Raw genomic sequence first — 17,899 nt, forward strand, 5'->3', positions numbered from 1 at the left:
AAAAAGCTGGAAGCGGTTTTTCATCAACCTCTTCCAGCTTTTTTCATGTGAAATCCATCTCCAAAACGATCGGACAATGGTCGCTTCCCATAATACTTGCATGAATATCCGCTGTTTTCAAATATGGCAGCAGACAATCCGATATGAGGAAATAGTCGATCCGCCAACCGATATTCCTCGCCCTGACGTCCCGCATATAGGACCACCATGAGTATGCCCCTTCAACGTCCGGATGTAGATGACGGAAAGTGTCGATGAATCCTTCATTCAATAATGCCGAAAATTCACCTCTTTCCTCAACGGTAAATCCTGAATTCCCAGCGTTTGATTTATAATTACGTATATCGATATTTTGATGGGCGACATTCAAATCGCCACAGAAGATGACAGATTTTGAGCGTTTTAATTGGCTCAGGTAGTCTCTCATTTTTCGTTCCCAGTCCAAGCGAAAAGGAAGACGAGCCAAATCCCTTTGCGCATTCGGCGCATACACATTCACCAAATAAAACTGAGGGAATTCCAGCGTCAAAATCCGGCCTTCATCTTCAGTTTCCAACTCGCCTACTCCATAGGTGACGGCAATCGGTTCGTCTTTCGTGAAGACGGCTGTGCCCGAATAGCCTTTCTTCAACGCGTAGTTCCAATACTGATGGTACCCTTCCAGTTCAAGCTCGATTTGTCCGCTTTGCAGCTTCGTTTCCTGAATGCAGAATATATCCGCATCCTGCTCTTTGAAATAATCCAAAAACCCTTTGCGGACACACGCTCTTAATCCATTGACATTCCAAGAAATTAATTTCATGCTAAAAACTCCTTCATTACACAATACCTTTCATTGTACTTGATAAGAGTGTGTCGTCAAAGAATAGTAGCGGGAGAGATGACTCGCTTTGGACGTGCGACAGTTCACTTTGAACGCGAAACTACTCACTTTAGACGAGGGATCGCTTACTTTGGACGCGTACTAACTTACTTTGGACGTGGAATAGTTTGTTTTGGACGCGTGAAGGCTCGCTTTGGACGCGGGGAATTCTATTTTCAAAAAAGAGCTGTCCAGAATATTTCCTGGACAGCCCCTATGCAATGTTCTATTCTTATGCGTTTAATGCAACCGCGATTTGTGCGCCGATCAACGCATTGTTTTTCACTAAAGCGATATTTGCTTCAAGGCTAGTTCCTTCTGTCAAGTCTTTCACTTTGCCTAGCATGAATGGTGTGACGTCTTTTCCTGCAATATTTTGCTCTTCTGCTTCTTTTAGTGCTTCATTAATGATTCCGTCGATGAATGACTTGTCCATTGCGTCTGCTTCAGGAATTGGATTCGCGATGACCGCGCCGCCTTTCAAGCCAAGGTCCCATTTCACACGAAGAATGTCAGCGACTGTCTCCGGGTTGTCCACTCGGATATTAAGTCCGAAATCACTTTCACGCGTAAAGAACGCTGGAAGGACATCTGTACCGTAACCGATGACAGGTACACCGTTCGTTTCCAAATATTCGAGCGTTAAGCCGAGGTCGAGGATGGATTTCGCACCCGCACAAATGACAGCAACATCCGTTTGTGCAAGCTCTTCCAAGTCAGCAGAAATATCCATTGTCGTTTCAGCACCACGGTGGACACCGCCGATTCCGCCAGTCACGAAGATTTTAATGCCGGCAAGTGATGCAGCAATCATCGTAGTCGCAACTGTTGTAGCCCCAAGTTGTTTCGTTGCTACTAAATAAGCGAGGTCACGTCTTGACGCTTTTGCAACTCCTTGGCTATTGCCGAACATTTCAAGCTCATCGTCTGAAAGGCCGATTTTAATCTTTCCATCAATGATGGCAATCGTTGCAGGAATTGCGCCGTTATCACGGATAATTTGCTCTACTTCGCGTGCAGTTTGCACATTTTGCGGGTATGGCATTCCGTGAGAAATGATTGTTGATTCCAAAGCGACTACTGGTTTTCCTGTGGCAAACGCTTCTTGTACTTCTTGTGAATACGATAGATATTGTTTCATTGTAATTCCTCCAATTCTTTTTTAAGAAGATCTCTTGTCAATTCGGGTCTTACCGTATAGGAGCATTCCAACGTTTTTGCTGCGTTCAATAAGCCCATTCGGATATTCTCTTCGAATTGCTCGCCAATCAAATGGCCATGAAGCAATCCAGATACAAATGCATCCCCTGCTCCTGTTACGTCCTCGACATGCACATTCTGCACTGCTGGGAAACGGATCGCTTCCCCGCCATTAGTTGCTGCCATGATCCCTTTTGACCCAGCAGTAACGACGACATTTTTCGCACCGAATGCAAGCAATTTTTGAACAGCTTGCTTCCAGTCCTCTTCATTGTCGATTGTCAGGCCGGTATATGTCTCCGCTTCATCCCGATTGCAGATGAACCATGTAACGCCTTTCAGATCACTTGGCATCCTGTTCATTTTTGGAGAAGAAACAGGAATGATAACGAGAGGATTTCCTTTTTGGCTCGCCAGGTTTTTAATATAATCGACTGACTCCTTTGGACAGTTCAAATCGATGATGATCATAGATGCGTTTGAAATCATCCGCGACTTTTCTTCCAAATAGACCGGCGTCAAGTAATCATAAATCTCCATATTCGCCAATGCGATGACAAGCTCACCCGTGGGATCCAAAACAGCCGAATACGAACCGGTCGATTTCCCGATCAATTGGCCAACGTCCGAAACATCCATATACGATGAGGATTCCCTGACGATCACATCCCAATCGCTATCATTACCGGCAACGGTCAATAGCCGGACATGATGGTCGAGACGTCCTAAGTTTTCCCCAATATTACGGGCAACGCCTCCGACAGAAACGGACATTGAAGCCGGATTGGACGTACCGAGTTGCGTTTGTTCATTCAGATGGAATTTCCGGTCTATATTAGCTCCGCCAATACAGATGATTTCCTTTTCTTCAGGGAGAATGTATGCCCGCCCCTGAATCTTTCCTTGTTTAATCAAACCGGATATGATGTTTGCTAACGCTGGTCGGGAAATACGGAGAGTATCCGCCATTTCCTGTTGTGATAAATAAGGGTTGGCTCGAATTAAGTCAAGAACAGCCCTTTCCTTTTCATTCAATTCCATCACCCTTTAAACATTTGTTTTAATTGTAAACTTTTGTTTAGTCGATTGCAACAAAAAATTATATCTTTTTTACATACTTATCGCTTTTTCTACTTCATATAAGGATAGGTCGATGTCGACTTCATGTCCAAGTGCCATACTAGCCAATTGCTTTCCAAGATAGGGACCGACAGTTAATCCCGAAGCACCTAACCCATTTGCAAAGAGCAACTCAGGATGTCCCGGCACTTCCCCGATGACAGGCAGAAATCCTGGAGTAAACGGCCTAAAACCAACTCGTATTTCTTGAAATTCAGCTTCCTCTAAACCCGGCGCGATATTCAAAGCTTTATCGAGCACCTCATGGATCCCACCGGCTGTCGCATGCAGCGTTAAGCCTGCTTCATCCTCATGGGTAGCGCCAATAACAACCTTCCCATTATCAGAAGGCAGAATATATTGGTCTGTCGGCGGCATGACGACTGGCCATTTCTCTGTATTTTGGTTCAAGCGCAAATGGACTATCTGCGCCTTTTGTCCGGTCACCTGTACATGCAGACCTAATGGTTCCAAAAATTCGGGAGCCCATGCACCGGCAGCAATGATCATTTTCGATGCTTGAATCAACTCTTCGCCAACACGGATGCCGGAAATCTTATCCTCTTCGAACACGAGCGTTGCCGAACCATTCATAATGGTCGTACCAAGTTTTTTTGCAGCATTGAGTAAAGCATCTCTCAACGCTCTTCCATCCACTCTTGCTGCGCCTTCTACATGAACTGATGAAAAACCTCCGGACAATAGCGGAAAAAGATCGGAAGTCGCTTCTTCAGTAAGCAAATTCACTTGTCCAATCTCAGGAGCTTCTTTCCTTCTTTCCAATGCGCGAGCTTCCATCTTTTCAAGCTTGTCCACATCGCGATGCAAGCTGATCGCTCCTACTTTTCGATAACCTGTGTCGGTCTCACCGTCATCTTCTAATTGTCCAATCAATTCCGGATAATAGGATGCTCCTCCTTTTGCCAATGCATACCAAGCTTTATTTCTTCGTTGTGATATCCAAGGACAAATGATTCCGGCAGCAGCATCAGTTGCTTGTCCTTTATCCTTCCGATCAACAACGATTACTTCCGCCCCCTGTTTCGCCAGATGGTAAGCTGCTGATGCGCCTAGTATTCCTGCTCCAATAACGATGATCCGTTCCATGTCTAACACCTTTTCTACGTTTTTGGTCTATTGTACAAGCGAAAAATCATACATACAAACATAACCATATTGTAAACGTTTTCAAAATCGTAATAATAATGAAACAACTTAACTCTTCCATTTTTCTAAAAAAGCAGTATACTTATTTTATTCAATAATAGATGGTCGTTTTGACTATTCAATAAGGAGATTTGATCGGAATGACAAGATTACCCATCCAGATTAAACTAAGCGATTCGAAAAAAGAGAAACCGAATCCCGAGAATCTCATGTTCGGTAGAAGTTTCACAGATCACATGTTTGTTGCGGATTACGATGAAGGCAAAGGTTGGCATAGCCACCGGATCGTCCCCTATGCACCTGTCACATTGGATCCTGCCTCTATCGTTTTGCATTATGGCCAAACGGTTTTCGAAGGCATGAAAGCGTACCGCTCAGCTGAAGACGGTACGGTGCGCCTATTCCGTCCGGAGGAAAATATGAAGAGGTTGAACCTTTCCTTGGATCGACTTTGCATGCCACGAATCGACGAAGAGGCAGCATTGCATGCGTTGACGCAACTCATCCATATCGAAAAGGACTGGATACCGACGTTAGAAGGCACTTCTTTGTACATACGACCTTTTGTCATTGCAAATGAAGCCTTCCTAGGCGTAGCACCTGCGAAAAAATATCAATTCTTCATCATCCTGTCACCGGTAGGTTCTTATTATAAAGAAGGCATTCATCCCGTCAAAATTCTCGTTGAAAATGAATTTGTGAGGGCTGTGAAAGGCGGAACGGGTGGTGCAAAAACAGCAGGCAATTATGCAGCAGGTCTGAAAGCACAGGAAGTTGCGGATCATCGGGGCTATTCCCAAGTACTCTGGTTGGACGGCGTCAAACGGAAATATGTTGAAGAAGTAGGAAGCATGAATATTTTCTTCAAAATAGACGGCGAAGTGATTACACCTGCCATTAACGGAAGCATTTTGGAAGGAATTACGAGAAAATCGATTCTGCAACTGCTGCGTCATTGGGATATCCCCGTCTCTGAAAGGAAAATTTCGATGGATGAAATAAGGTCAGCCTATGATGAAGGAAAACTTGAAGAAGTGTTTGGAACTGGCACGGCAGCTGTTATTTCTCCAGTCGGTGAGTTAAATTGGGATGGCTATAAAATGGTTGTCAATAATTGTGAAACAGGGCTTTTAGCAACACAATTATTCGACACACTTAGCAACATCCAGAATGGGAAGGAAGAAGATCCTTTCAATTGGGTCGTTGAAATGAAGAGTGAACTAGCGAAATTAGCATAATTAGAAAAGACATACCGTCGCTCGGTATGTCTTTTTTCACGCTATATTTTGATAACGATTCAATAAAGAATCCAATTCTTGGCTGCAAGCTACTACTGCTGGATGTGTAAATCCACGGTCCTTTGCTATCTTGACCATCTTTGATCTTTTTAAGTGAATTTTAAAAGATAAAAGTTGTTTCCCAATCAATCGCATCGCACATTTTCCTCCGTCAAATTTTTTACCCTTGCCTATCATAATGTAGACCGTTTGAAAAAAATGTCGAATTGTGTGTGTAATTCACAAAATAATTACTTTGTCATAAATCCGTCACAATTGAAAGGAAGAGATATGCATAAACTACCCCTTCCTTCTACCACTAAACTTCAAACAAGGTTTCGTTATCGACTATTTCGCTTCCGGGAACATCCGGTCGATGCTTGTCATGACTTCTTCAAAAAATCCTTCAACCGGTTCACCGGAACGGATCTGATCGCCATACTCGGTGAAACGGTCGGCAACGTCTGGATTGAATGATACATAAACGTTGTTGAATTCGGAATTAACACTTCGTACTTCATCCGCTATTTTGTTTTTCATTTCATCATTTTCCTCTATGCCTTCATTCAATACAACTCCGACATATGCATTATTATTTGTCACAAGAACGTTGGCACTGTCCACCTCATCCAACGCTGCAATTTTATCAGCTGCGTCATCCGCTACTTCCACCTTCGACTTTCCGTTGTCGTTTGTCAGGTCATTGTTGTTAACGTCATTACTACCAGTTGCTGATTCACCGGTTGTTGTATTATTAGATGTATTGTTTTGATCGTTCGTTCCGTTTCCATTGTCATTGTTTGTGTCGTTATTGTTTGCACACCCTACCAAAGACAGTATGAGCAGCAACGCAAGCGGAAAAATCGCTAATCTTTTCATTGATGTTCACTCCTTGTTATATGATATCGATAGGATGTGTAACATTTCCTCTTCTATTCGACTTGTTTCGTTTTTTATGCATAATAATACCGGATGAAAAATTCCATCCGGTAAAAGTTTCAATATTTCGTGCCGCTGTCGCCATATTCATCAAGCAATTCTGCGAAGCTTTTGTTCTTTTCGCGTTCTATTCGTTCACGACGGAGCTTTTCTTGGCGCTCCTTTTCTTCAGCTTCAATTTTTGCTGTCATTTCCTTTTTAGCAGCTTTCAGTTTTAATAAAACATCATTGTCAAGCGCTTCAGACAGTGTCGCATTATCATTTTCCTGTTTTACAGGAGTTGCTGTTCTCGATTTTTTCTTTGCCATTCCATCCACCTTCTTTCCTATCAAGGAAGTTGAACGATTGTAGCGACACCTTGCCCGCCACCGATGCACAATGTAGCGAGGCCGGTTTTTGCATCGCGCCGCTTCATTTCATGCAATAACGTGACAAGAATCCGCGCACCGCTCGCGCCAATAGGATGGCCCAATGCAATTGCGCCGCCATTAACATTCAATTTTTCTTTATCGAAATTCAACTCACGATCGACTGCGAGTGATTGTGCCGCAAATGCTTCGTTCGCTTCGATCAGATCAATATCTGATAGTTCCATTCCCGATTTCTTGAGTACATTCTTCACTGCTTGGACAGGGCCAATTCCCATGACAGCAGGATCGACACCAGCATTTGCGTTTGCGGTCAATATCGCTAACGGTGTGATGCCAAGCTCGTCCGCTTTCGCCCGTGACATGATGACAAAAGCAGCAGCTCCGTCATTAATGCCTGACGCATTGCCTGCAGTCACACTGCCATCTTTCTTGAACGCAGGACGCAATTTAGCCAGTTTACCGCTCGTTGTTCCTGCTTTTACATACTCATCCGTGTCAAACACGATAGGATCGCCTTTGCGTTGCCGAATTTCAACCGGGACGATTTCATCATTGAATAATCCTTTTTCAATCGCAGCTGCCGCCTTCTCTTGGGATGCCGCTGAAAATGCGTCCTGCTCTTCTCGTGTAATTGAATAGCGGTCGCAAAGATTCTCTGCTGTAATGCCCATATGGTAATCATTGAAAGCACACCAAAGCCCATCCGAAATCATACTGTCGACGACTTTCTGATCCCCCATTTTGAAGCCTTCCCTTGCATTTTTAAGCAAAAATGGTGCCTGACTCATATTTTCCATCCCGCCTGCAACGACGATATCTGCATCGCCCGCAAGTATTGCTTGTCTTGCCAAGTGGACTGCTTTCAATCCCGATCCGCACACTTTATTGATTGTCATTGCAGGTACCGTTTCAGGAAGTCCAGCTTTGATAGCGGCTTGCCTAGCTGGATTTTGACCAAGCCCTGCCTGCAGTACATTCCCCATAATCACTTCATCCACATCTTCCACCTTCACTCCAGAACGTGAAAGTGCATCCTTAATAACGATTCCGCCAAGCTCCGATGCAGATACATCTTTCAATGACCCCAAAAAAGATCCAATTGCCGTACGGACAGCACTTACGATCACTACTTCATTTGACATGTCGTTTCCCCCTATCCCTTATTTGCATTTTCATATTTACGTAGATTTCTACATTCTGCGTTTCCCTTTATCCCACCCCTTCAGTACAATATATACAGGAGGGATGATATGTTCATTTTACCAAAGAACGTCACAATTATCGAGGTAGGACCGAGGGATGGTCTTCAAAATGAAAAAAACCATGTGGATGAGAAAGAAAAATTGGAATTCATCCATTTATTACAAGGGGCAGGCATTACAGAAATGGAGCTAACTTCTTTCGTTTCTCCAAAATGGGTGCCGCAAATGGCGGATGCCAAAAACATCGTAGAAAAAACAGAGAAAATTGGACGTCAATTCGTATTAGCGCCGAATGAAAAAGGGGCAGATCTCGCTATCGAAGCAGGCGCAGAAAGCATCGCCGTGTTTGTCGGCGTCAGCAATAGTTTCAATAAAAGCAATATCAATCGGACGACATCTGAAAGCATGGACGCGCTTGAACCTGCCATCGCAAAATTGAAAAGCGAAGGCATCTTTGTAAGGGCTTGCATTTCAACCGCGTTTTATTGTCCGTTTGAAGGGAAGATAGAGAAAGAGGAAGTTAGTAATTTATGCAGTCGATTTGTTTCAATGGGAGTGGATGAGTTAAGTGTAGCCGACACGATCGGGATGGCAAATCCAGTTGAAAGCTACGAGCTGTTCAAGCTGTTAAAAGAGCAATTCCCTGAAGTGTTATTGACAGCCCATTTCCACGATACACGCAAAATGGCAATCGCCAACATTTTGGCGGCAATGCAGGCAGGCGTTTATCGTTTTGATACGTCTGCAGGCGGGCTGGGCGGATGTCCTTTTGCCCCCGGCGCGACTGGTAATGTAGCGACAGAAGATGTTGTACACATGCTTGATTCGTTAGGAATAAAAACGGGGATAGATGTGGAAAAGATTTGTGAAGCGGTTGGAATGATAGCTCCTCATATTTCGCATCCTATTGAAACAGGAATGTACAAATTGTACAAAAATCGCAGCAACTAAAGGAGTTGAAGTTGATTGAAACGGCGCTTCCTATACATAACTGGCATTATTGGAAGCATTTATACCGCCATTTTGACAGTTCTCGGATTTTACGCGGCTAATCGATTAATGTTCATGAAGCTGAAAGACCATGATCTGATCGTAAAACGTGAAATCATCGCAAAACGGTTTGATGAGCATTGGTATGAAACGGTGCGCAAAGAGGATTTTTGGATCGCTTCACCGAATGGCTATCCGTTGCGTGCGGTTTTTCTACAACCGCTTGAAACGACAAGAACGATGATCATCTGCCATGGCGTGACGGAAAATAAAATCAACTCGATCAAATACGCAAGATTATTTGAACGGCTCGGATTCAATTCCGTCATTTATGATCACCGTCGGCACGGGGATTCGGGAGGCAAAACGACAAGCTTCGGTTTTTACGAAAAGATCGACTTGAATGCCTTAGTATCCGCTGTACGGGACCGGATCGGCAGCCGGGCATTGCTTGGCATCCACGGTGAATCGATGGGGGCGGCAACAACGATCCTGTACGCAGGAGAATATGAAGATGATGCAGATTTTTACGTTGTCGATTGTCCATTTTCCGATTTTACCGAGCAGATCTTGCATATTTTACGTACAAATACACCTCTTCGCTCTTCAGTGACATTGCGTGCAGCAAATCTGTTTCTGAAAATCAGGGATGGCTATACGACAGGCCTCATTTCACCGAGGGAGACAATTGGGAATATCAAAAAACCGATGCTGTTCATCCATAGCATGGAAGATGATTTCATATTGCCGGAGATGACGAAGGAATTGTACGAGTTGAAGGAAGACAAGAAGATGTTGAAGCTATTCGATAAGGGCGCCCATGCAAAGTCATTCAATGAAAACCCGGAAGAATATGAAAAGGAAGTGCTGCACTTCTTACATACTTTCGGCTTCGCAACTTCATGAGAAGATGAAAAGACCTTCTGTTTCTGATGTTTAGAAAGAAGGTCTTTTTGAGTATTAATTATTAATTAAAAATATAATACTATTTTTTCTTTCTACTTGAAAAGTCAAATCATCTTCGCTACTAAGCATAGATGCAGAAATTAATTCAGTATGGTTTTCACTGTTAAAATAAATGCCGTATCCATTATTCTCAGGATATCCATATACATAACAGACCACTTTTTCATCATTGATAAAAACTAATTGGTTCATACCTTCACTTACTGTTTCACTGATATTATCCCACATATAGCCCACTGTTTTATATATCGTATCTTTCGATGTATACGGATCAAAAGAATACACTATATCCCATTTAAATGGAGTCACATCAGATAACTTTAGTGACTCTTCAGATTCCCCAATATTTAAGACTTCTTGTTTCAATAGCTTTGCATTAACTTCCCATACGTCTTTTTTAAATACATTTATTAATAAAAAAGTAAACAGTATTACAATAGCTATTTTCACAACTTTTTTTGTCATAACAATAGTTTCCCCTCATTCCCCAAATAAGTAAATTCGTTACTATAAACTTAAACGAATTTAGTTTGGGAAAGTTGCAATCGTGAAACATTGTGAAAATAATCATCCTCAGACAGTATTTTTGATGCTACTGTAATAGATCCATTCGGGGCATGGTTTTGCTGTTGACTCTCTACAAAGCATTCAGGTTGATCCAGATAATTACGCCTCAGATATGGCCCAAGCTCCAATGGGCATCATTCCAAATCAAGTTCATTCGTCCGCCCGAAAATCTCAGTCATCATGCCTCCCACTGGCAATCCAAGATCTCGAACGGAAAGCTCAACTTGCATAATGGCCTAATCATACCAATCTGAGCTATCTTTTTGACTACATCCAACATTCGTCTTAAATGTCCCGTCCTTTAGCACATTAGTTACTAATCCATTAAATGGCCAGGTTTGTGATTTAGGCGCACTTACTGATCTCAATCAGTTCGTTAAAATCACTTTGCCATGATTTCCTTTCGAAGATTCAACAATGCGCACGGCTTCCCGTATTTCCGATAAGCTATAATATGATTCAGGTCTCATAAGCCTTATTTTTTCATCTTCGATCAATGTAATTAAGTCGTAAAATGTATCCTGCCAAGCATTTGTTGAGACTCTTTTATTCCAATGCCGCAAATGAAATAATTTTGCATTCACTTTTGTCTCTTTTGTAATCCTCATCCAATCTACTTGGATTCCTGATAACAGGCCTAAGGTTAAAAAAGTACCTTCAGGGCGAATACAAAATGCTAAGTTATTTCCATCTGCTCCTCCAATTGAATCAATAGCTGCATCGGCTCCAACCCCACCAGTCAAATCCATAACTGTTTCACGCAATGTATATTTAGAGGTGTTAATCACGCAAGAAGCACCAAGCTTTAGTAGCTCATTTGAGTATTTATCATTCCTGGTTATCGCAATTAATCGGAACCCCAGGACTTTTGATAACTGAACAAAAATGTGGCCGATGGCTGAACCACAGGCATTGACCAAGAGGACATCATCTGGTTTTAACCCTAACTCTTGTGTACAAATGACCCAAGCTGTAAGTGGATTTATGTACATTTGCGCAGCTGTAAGGTCATCAATAGTATCTGGAACTTCCACTGTATATTCTGCTGATGTTTTAACGAATTCCTGCCAAGTGCCTTCTCCCCTCAAAGGCAAAACACGCTTGCCAATAAGACTTTGAGATACAGTGGAACCTACATTTTCAACAATTCCGACTCCCTCATAACCCGGAATATTTGGTAAAGATATTCTGTGAGCGTAAGCACCTCTTATCGGTATTAAATCAGATGGGTTAATTGGTCTGGCTACCATGCGCACAAGTACCTCGTCTTCTTTTGGGGGTTGTATATTTTTATATTCAACTTTAAGTACTTCTTGGGGGTTGCCAAATTCATTGAATGTAAGACATTTTGATCTCAAGACACCGACTCCCTTAATCGAAACAATTCCATGTTAATAAACAATCTCATTTTATGTAGTTCCCTTTCACTAAACTTTTAATAGCAGCTTATTTTAAAGAAGTAAATTCAATTAAGCCATAGACATTCATTACCACTATAGTGTCTCATCCAATTTCTGAATCTTTGAGTGGGAAATTAAATATACACTGCCCAAAATATCAATTTTATCTTCCTTTACACGAACAGCGCAATCTTTGTTCGACGCATAAATATTCATTTCTTCCGATAAGGGAGACAGTTCGTCTAGAACCAGCGCCATGTTATTTTCAAGATCAAAATGGGACAAGACGGAAAAATTACCAAGGCCAATTCCTTCGTAAACAGAGTTTTTCGCAATTTTATATCCAAAGGTTTTCGAGCATAACCATTTAGCAGACATGTTGATTGCTCCAGCGCTTGCTCCCATCACAACGGCGCTGCTTTTTTTAATCGAATCTGATAACTCATATTGCATCAAAAAACTATTTTGTTTAAGAGTATCTCCACCCAACAAGAAAATGACTGAAGCATTCTGTATTAACGTTCGCGCCTCTTCCTTCTGTACGCGATAATTAATTAAATGATACTCATCAAACATAATGCCAGCCTGATCGAGCCACGAGCGTTCAGTGGCACCATCATCTTCATAAATAGACGGATTCGAGCTAATCATAGCAAGCGATTTTCTATCTGTTATATCCTCCTGTAACACCCTTCCCAGACTCGCCGGAAAAAAATTGTTAAACCAACCTAAATAATAGTGAGTTCTCATAAGTATCCCCTTAGCAAAGTGTAATCAACATTAATTTCCTGAATTTCTCTTTCTCACTAAAAGTATCAAACGCTTCTTCCTGTTCTACTTCATAGGATTGCCAGTCCCCATTTTCATTCACATCGGAAACATAACATACTTTCTACATAGACGATGCGCTCATTAATACCTTCCAGCATCTTTATGGAACTTTCCACGAGAAGCTGTGTGTCAGGTTGAACCGCCCACTTATCTTGATCAAATGCCGGAACTGTTGGGTTCTCATCCGTCAACGCCAGTTTCAAACGTTGATACATATTTAACTGAGAATCCGCAATATGATGAACATGTTGGCGAACTGTCCAGGCACCCTCTCGATAGGTTTTGCTTAATTCTTCATCAGTCAATGAGTCAACGACTTCTCGTAAGCGAGTCGTGTACGTTTCGATGTCATTAAGCCATTCTTGAATATTTGCTAGTGTTGCTTTTTTCGGTACTTGTAATTCCCCAATCGGAAATGTAACGTCCCTTTTCAATTCCCCTTTTCTCTATTAATTTTATTTTCCTTAACAGTATTGTACCATGAATGCAATCATTGTTTTCAAATAATTCTCGTAAGTCTTAAATGAAAATCGTGTTATATGTCTTTATAATAAATTCTTATAAGGACTGTTCAACATGGATAATTTTGTAACAAAGTATTGTCGAATATTTTTCTCAAACAAAAAAACACATCACGGTTAAAAACCGCTTGGTGTGATTCAGATAAAATACATATATTAATTATCCAATTTCTCTTTCTAGTTGATGTTGTACGTCAGTCAGTCTCCTATTGTTATTTTAAATATTTTCAGTCGTGAACCCTAAAGTTTATCTACTGCTTTTTAGAGGAAGTACTATAAGAGTGGCCTTTCCTGCTACACGGCTAGCAGGAAAGATAGATCTTATCAAGGAGGTTTTATGACATGGAGAAAATCGAACGGACAGTTGCAGATTTGGTACTCGATCAACTGTCGTTATTCGGCGTAAAACGGATTTATGGTGTAGTCGGTGATGCGATTATCGGTCTCATTGACGCACTTGCAAAACAAGATGAAATTCAATTCATCGCAGTTAAACATGAATCTACTGCTGCTTTCATGGCTTCTGCAGAAGCGAAGCTGACAGGCCGGCTTGCAGTATGTACGGCAACGATGGGTCCTGGGGCAGCCAACTTGCTTAACGGGTTGGGAGACGCATATGCAGACAAAGCACCTGTCCTCGCAATCACCGGCCAAGCACCGACGGATAAAATCGGAACAGAATTTCCGCAATATGTGGATCAACAAGAGCTAATGAAACCATTCGCATCGTTTTCCGCTACTCTTGCCAATCAGGATGCAACAGTCGAACTTCTGCATAGAGCAGCGCGCAAATCACTCGGTCAGCGGGTTGTCACTCATTTGTCCATCCCAAAGGATCTTTTCATGGAACCCACTTCTGTAATGCCGAGAGCTTTGCCAGAACATATAGAGGGCTTTTCTCATTTCACAACGGACAGCTTGAGCCAGGCAACAGCAATGATGAAAACAGCAAAGCGCCCGATGATCCTCGTAGGCTCCGGAGCGGCCGCTGCGTCAGACGAGGTTGAGAAACTTGCTGAATTATGGGGGGCTGGCATCTTAACTAGTTTAGGTGGAAAAGGTTTATTGGATGAATCTTCCCCTCACCTGCTGCAAGGGATTGGCGAAGGCGGCAATCCGTATGCTGCCGATGTCTTGAAAGACGCCGATGTTGTCCTACTTGCGGGCACAGCATGGTGGCCGAAAGGGTATGTCCCAACTGACACACAAATTATCCAGATCGACACCCATTTCGATAAAATTGAAAAGAGCATCCCCGTGAAGCTCGGCATCACCGGTTCAACAGAAGAAGTTCTTCCGCTACTAAGGGCGAGCCTGCAAGGATTTTCTCGAACTGAAGACTGGCTTGACCGCTGCTGGGAAGCTAAACAGAAATGGGCCGAGCAAAATGAGCAGGAAGGCAATACTGCGGGGTCTCCCGTACACCCTTCCCGTATTATGCGGGCTCTTGACAGAACAGTCGATGCAGATGCAGTTCTTTCAGTAGACACAGGAGATGGAACGGTGTGGTTGAATCGCAATTGCAGGCAAAAACAGCAAAGAATATTATTCTCCGGATACTGGCGGACGATGGGCTTCGGTCTTCCTGCAGCAATGGCGGCAAAGCTTGAAAAACCGGAAAAACAAGTCGTAGCGATCGTCGGGGATGGCGGCCTCCAAATGACGCTAGCCGATTTGACGACCGCGACTCGCTATGGACTCGACATGACCGTCATTGTATTAAATAACGGCTCACTTCAAATGGAAAGGGACAAGATCAACGTCATGAACAAAAAAGAAGTGGGGGTTGATCTCACAAACCCTGATTTCATTAAAATCGCCGAAGCGTGCGGATGGGAAGGATTCCATGTCACAACAGATCAGGAGCTTGAATCCGTCCTAGAATCCGCACTAACAACAAAAGCCCCCGCACTCGTGGACATCCAGACATCCCAAGCATTCTTCCCGGAAACCAACTAAAGTTTGTTGCAATTAATGCCTTTGTATAATCAATAGACACATCGAATGTGACTTTGTTATACAAAGGTGTTTTTTGAGTGGATAATTCTGTTTCATAATCGAAACAGGAAACTCTTCAGATTATAACTTACTTGTTCTATTCCCTCTATCCGTTTGAGATTATTTATTAGCTTGAATTCTAGCTATTTGAAGTTGCCGCCATGGATAGTTGTTTTATGTACAGTTGTTCTGAAGGCTCTCTTAAAAATTATCCTTCATGCAGCCTTACGTATTTTCCAAATAAGTTATCTTTTCTTCTCATTCTTCTTCCATTTTACATAATTGTAGCTAATGTCTAGCAAGACTATGGATAAGAAAATGATTCCAATGATTTTATATTCATTTGAAGTTAAATCACTAAACCAATACAAAGCGAGATATAGTAGGGATACAATTGGAACTCCCCAGACAGCACGTATCAATCTCCTTCTATAAGTTAATCTATAATAGTTTAGTACAAAGCCTTTGTCCTTTTTTTCTGCATCCTTATATAGAATAGACATTACCGTACTGACAACTAAAACTGTAAGCACAGGCCCAATAATATACGGTAAAATATTCAATTTACCACCCCTTAAAAGAAAGAATTTCGCGATAAGATTCAATTAAATCGTACGGCAATATCTTACTGAACTATATCTTTCTCCATCAACAATTCCGTGTCCATCAACTTCACGATTAAAGATAAAACCTTTTGCCTCATAGAACGGAATTGCTTTTTGATTTCCTTTCGCAACGGAAACCCATTGTTCCTTTGCATTAAACTCTTCTTTTTGTTGTTTGGTAATCGCATCTAATAACATTGTGCCAATCCCTTCGTTACGTCTAGAAGGGTCTAAATACAAAACAAAAACTTCCCCAGAGGTTTCCTCAATCATTCCACCTCCACCGGCCCCAATCACTTCGTACCCTTCTAGCGCAACAAAATATCCTCCCCATTCTTTACTAGTTTCTAAAACCTCTTTTTGAATTCTTTCACGATTATAAAACTCTTCAATTATTCCTTTGATGTACATTTCAGAATGTGTTTCGCTGTATGTTGCCCAATAGCCATCACTACAAACTTTTGATATCCCCTCAACGTGATCAGGTTGGGCTTTTATAATATGTATCACAAATAATCTTCCTTTCAAATAAGTAACCAGGACAATTAACTAATCACAGGCATAGTTTTATTTTCGGCCCAATCGCGAATAAACTTTTCTTGGCGCGGATTTAAGTTTTCAGGTAAATCTTCTTTCTTAAAAAATCGATGCTCTCTACTTTCAATTCCTTGCTGCTTCAGTTCACCGCTATATGTAGTTGTTGTAAAGATGATTTGAACACTGTACACTTGGTCACTATTTGGATATTGAACAAAACAGCTCTCTCCGGAATACATACCGAATAACCTCAACTCACCAACGTATAAACCTGTTTCCTCGTAAGTTTCTCTCTTGGCTGTTTGTTCAAACGTTTCCCCGATTTCCATCACACCGCCAGGAATACACCAATTATCTTCATCAGTACGATGCTGCAATAATATACATCCGTCGTTTTCTATAATTATTCCGCAACCAACTGTGAAGAGGGTATCGTGACCAATCAGCTTTCTCATATCTTGAATATAATTCATGCCATCCCCCCTGATATCTCAATCTTGCTTAACAAAAATAAAGCGATCATTAGGATCCCAAACATGCTGGTCATCACACACATATCCACGAAGCCAAAGTTCGCCATTTATCCGTCTTAGATAAAAACCTTTTGGAAAGTTATCATTCTCAATCAGTATTTTTGATGCTACTGTAATAGATCCGTTTGGGGCTTGGTTTTGCTGTTGACTATCTAAGAAGCCTTCAGGTTGATCCAAATATCCTAGTCTCAGATAAGGTCCAAGCTCCAATGGACATAATTCCAAACCAAGTTGATTCGCCCTCCTATAAATCTCAGTTAGCACGCCACCCCCTGGCAAGCCGAGATCACTTACGGAAAGCTCAACCGTTTTCAATACATATGGATGAATAGAAGTTGTAAAAGTATCAGCAGCGAATAGTTTTTTACCAAGTTCATTCACCAAGATATTTTGCTGCTGCATTTTATCGATAAGCTGCAGTTTGGTAAGGCCCCCTACCTCGACTATTCTTGTAGTAGTGTTGCAGTTGAGGTATATATCCTTATTGTTAATGGTCATTTATCGTCCCCCTGAGTAGATTTTGACATAGCAGACCAAGTATTCTTCAATTAAATTTGCATTAAATACCTCGCCATTCTAGTTTTTTATCTTTTCAAGCCAAGCTTTTGATAGAATTCTTCATTTCAAGACTAAACAAAAAAATCTTTCGCAATTGAATTAATTACCTATGGTTTTTCAACAATTGTCCAATGCCCGGAATCTTTGATTTCAACCAATGTGGCAGGTATGTAATCTATTAAAAGTTGTTGTATTTTGGATGGAGACAAAATATCATGACTTCCTTGAGCTACCATAATTGGTATATGATTTAGTT

19 protein-coding genes and 1 pseudogene are annotated in these 17,899 nt (G+C 41.8%); 4 read left to right on the forward strand and 16 right to left on the reverse strand.

Annotation, left to right across the window (positions count from 1 at the left end; translation table 11 throughout):
- Positions 1-43 precede the first annotated feature (43 nt).
- The 4 genes from AWV70_RS13290 to AWV70_RS13305 form a co-directional block, all read right to left on the reverse strand.
- Positions 44-802, reverse strand: coding sequence for an exodeoxyribonuclease III (locus tag AWV70_RS13290; RefSeq protein WP_060207957.1), 759 nt, complete (start codon positions 800-802; stop codon positions 44-46).
- Between the two features lie 292 nt (positions 803-1,094).
- The gene (locus AWV70_RS13295) at positions 1,095-2,003 is read right to left on the reverse strand and encodes a pseudouridine-5'-phosphate glycosidase (RefSeq protein WP_060207961.1); all 909 of its coding nucleotides are present in this window, start codon (positions 2,001-2,003) and stop codon (positions 1,095-1,097) included.
- Positions 2,000-3,097 (reverse strand): carbohydrate kinase, encoded by a 1,098-nt coding sequence (locus tag AWV70_RS13300; RefSeq protein WP_060208044.1) that lies wholly within the window; start codon positions 3,095-3,097, stop codon positions 2,000-2,002. Before AWV70_RS13300 ends, AWV70_RS13295 begins: the two co-directional genes overlap by 4 nt.
- A gap of 75 nt (positions 3,098-3,172) precedes the next feature.
- The gene (locus AWV70_RS13305) at positions 3,173-4,288 is read right to left on the reverse strand and encodes an NAD(P)/FAD-dependent oxidoreductase (protein ID WP_060207962.1); all 1,116 of its coding nucleotides are present in this window, start codon (positions 4,286-4,288) and stop codon (positions 3,173-3,175) included.
- Between the two features lie 200 nt (positions 4,289-4,488).
- Between AWV70_RS13305 and AWV70_RS13310 the strand changes: the two genes are divergently transcribed.
- Positions 4,489-5,586, forward strand: a complete 1,098-nt coding sequence (locus tag AWV70_RS13310; protein WP_060207965.1) for a branched-chain amino acid aminotransferase — start codon at positions 4,489-4,491, stop codon at positions 5,584-5,586.
- Between the two features lie 36 nt (positions 5,587-5,622).
- On the opposite strand, the gene AWV70_RS22935 is transcribed toward AWV70_RS13310, so the two are convergent.
- From AWV70_RS22935 to AWV70_RS13325, 4 genes are all read right to left on the reverse strand, one after another.
- On the reverse strand, positions 5,623-5,823 hold the full coding sequence (locus tag AWV70_RS22935) for an aspartyl-phosphate phosphatase Spo0E family protein (protein WP_306464393.1): 201 nt from the start codon (positions 5,821-5,823) through the stop codon (positions 5,623-5,625).
- Positions 5,824-5,973: 150 nt separating this feature from the next.
- Complete coding sequence (locus tag AWV70_RS13315) at positions 5,974-6,504, reverse strand: YhcN/YlaJ family sporulation lipoprotein (protein ID WP_060207968.1); 531 nt, start codon at positions 6,502-6,504, stop codon at positions 5,974-5,976.
- A 119-nt stretch (positions 6,505-6,623) separates the two neighbouring features.
- Complete coding sequence (locus tag AWV70_RS13320; RefSeq protein ID WP_060207971.1) at positions 6,624-6,872, reverse strand: YqkE family protein; 249 nt, start codon at positions 6,870-6,872, stop codon at positions 6,624-6,626.
- A 20-nt stretch (positions 6,873-6,892) separates the two neighbouring features.
- Entirely contained in the window at positions 6,893-8,077 is a 1,185-nt protein-coding gene (locus tag AWV70_RS13325) for an acetyl-CoA C-acetyltransferase (RefSeq protein WP_060207974.1), read from the reverse strand.
- 108 nt (positions 8,078-8,185) lie between these two features.
- On the opposite strand from AWV70_RS13325, the gene AWV70_RS13330 reads away from it, so the two are divergent.
- Both AWV70_RS13330 and AWV70_RS13335 read left to right on the forward strand, forming a co-directional pair.
- Positions 8,186-9,088: a hydroxymethylglutaryl-CoA lyase gene (locus AWV70_RS13330; protein ID WP_060207977.1), complete on the forward strand. Its 903-nt coding sequence runs from the start codon at positions 8,186-8,188 to the stop codon at positions 9,086-9,088.
- A 15-nt stretch (positions 9,089-9,103) separates the two neighbouring features.
- Positions 9,104-10,033 (forward strand): alpha/beta hydrolase, encoded by a 930-nt coding sequence (locus AWV70_RS13335; RefSeq protein WP_060207980.1) that lies wholly within the window; start codon positions 9,104-9,106, stop codon positions 10,031-10,033.
- Positions 10,034-10,087: 54 nt separating this feature from the next.
- Here the strand turns inward: AWV70_RS13335 and AWV70_RS13340 are convergent, their stop codons facing one another.
- The 4 genes and pseudogenes from AWV70_RS13340 to AWV70_RS13355 all read right to left on the reverse strand — a co-directional run.
- Positions 10,088-10,558, reverse strand: coding sequence for a hypothetical protein (locus tag AWV70_RS13340; RefSeq protein ID WP_060207983.1), 471 nt, complete (start codon positions 10,556-10,558; stop codon positions 10,088-10,090).
- 470 nt (positions 10,559-11,028) lie between these two features.
- Positions 11,029-12,018 carry a zinc-dependent alcohol dehydrogenase family protein gene (locus AWV70_RS13345; RefSeq protein ID WP_060207986.1) on the reverse strand — a complete coding sequence of 330 codons (990 nt, stop codon included), beginning with the start codon at positions 12,016-12,018 and terminating at the stop codon, positions 11,029-11,031.
- A 135-nt stretch (positions 12,019-12,153) separates the two neighbouring features.
- Entirely contained in the window at positions 12,154-12,810 is a 657-nt protein-coding gene (locus AWV70_RS13350) for a Type 1 glutamine amidotransferase-like domain-containing protein (RefSeq protein ID WP_060207990.1), read from the reverse strand.
- Positions 12,811-12,959: 149 nt separating this feature from the next.
- A pseudogene (locus AWV70_RS13355) lies at positions 12,960-13,325 on the reverse strand (DinB family protein); the annotation flags it as partial.
- A 429-nt stretch (positions 13,326-13,754) separates the two neighbouring features.
- Here AWV70_RS13355 and AWV70_RS13360 point away from each other — a divergent pair.
- Complete coding sequence (locus AWV70_RS13360; RefSeq protein ID WP_060207993.1) at positions 13,755-15,371, forward strand: thiamine pyrophosphate-binding protein; 1,617 nt, start codon at positions 13,755-13,757, stop codon at positions 15,369-15,371.
- 284 nt (positions 15,372-15,655) lie between these two features.
- Here AWV70_RS13360 and AWV70_RS13365 read toward each other — a convergent pair whose 3' ends face one another.
- The 4 genes from AWV70_RS13365 to AWV70_RS13380 are packed head-to-tail and all read right to left on the reverse strand — an operon-like array spanning position 15,656 to position 17,583.
- Positions 15,656-15,973, reverse strand: coding sequence for a hypothetical protein (locus AWV70_RS13365; RefSeq protein ID WP_060207996.1), 318 nt, complete (start codon positions 15,971-15,973; stop codon positions 15,656-15,658).
- A 42-nt stretch (positions 15,974-16,015) separates the two neighbouring features.
- A complete protein-coding gene (locus tag AWV70_RS13370; protein ID WP_060207999.1) occupies positions 16,016-16,525 on the reverse strand; it encodes a GNAT family N-acetyltransferase in 510 nt (169 codons plus the stop codon).
- Positions 16,526-16,560: 35 nt separating this feature from the next.
- Positions 16,561-17,025, reverse strand: a complete 465-nt coding sequence (locus AWV70_RS13375) for an NUDIX hydrolase (RefSeq protein ID WP_060208002.1) — start codon at positions 17,023-17,025, stop codon at positions 16,561-16,563.
- A gap of 18 nt (positions 17,026-17,043) precedes the next feature.
- The gene (locus AWV70_RS13380; RefSeq protein ID WP_060208005.1) at positions 17,044-17,583 is read right to left on the reverse strand and encodes a hypothetical protein; all 540 of its coding nucleotides are present in this window, start codon (positions 17,581-17,583) and stop codon (positions 17,044-17,046) included.
- Positions 17,584-17,899 lie beyond the last annotated feature (316 nt).

This window comes from Sporosarcina koreensis, from assembly GCF_001531445.1.
Classification (GTDB): domain Bacteria; phylum Bacillota; class Bacilli; order Bacillales_A; family Planococcaceae; genus Sporosarcina; species Sporosarcina koreensis_C.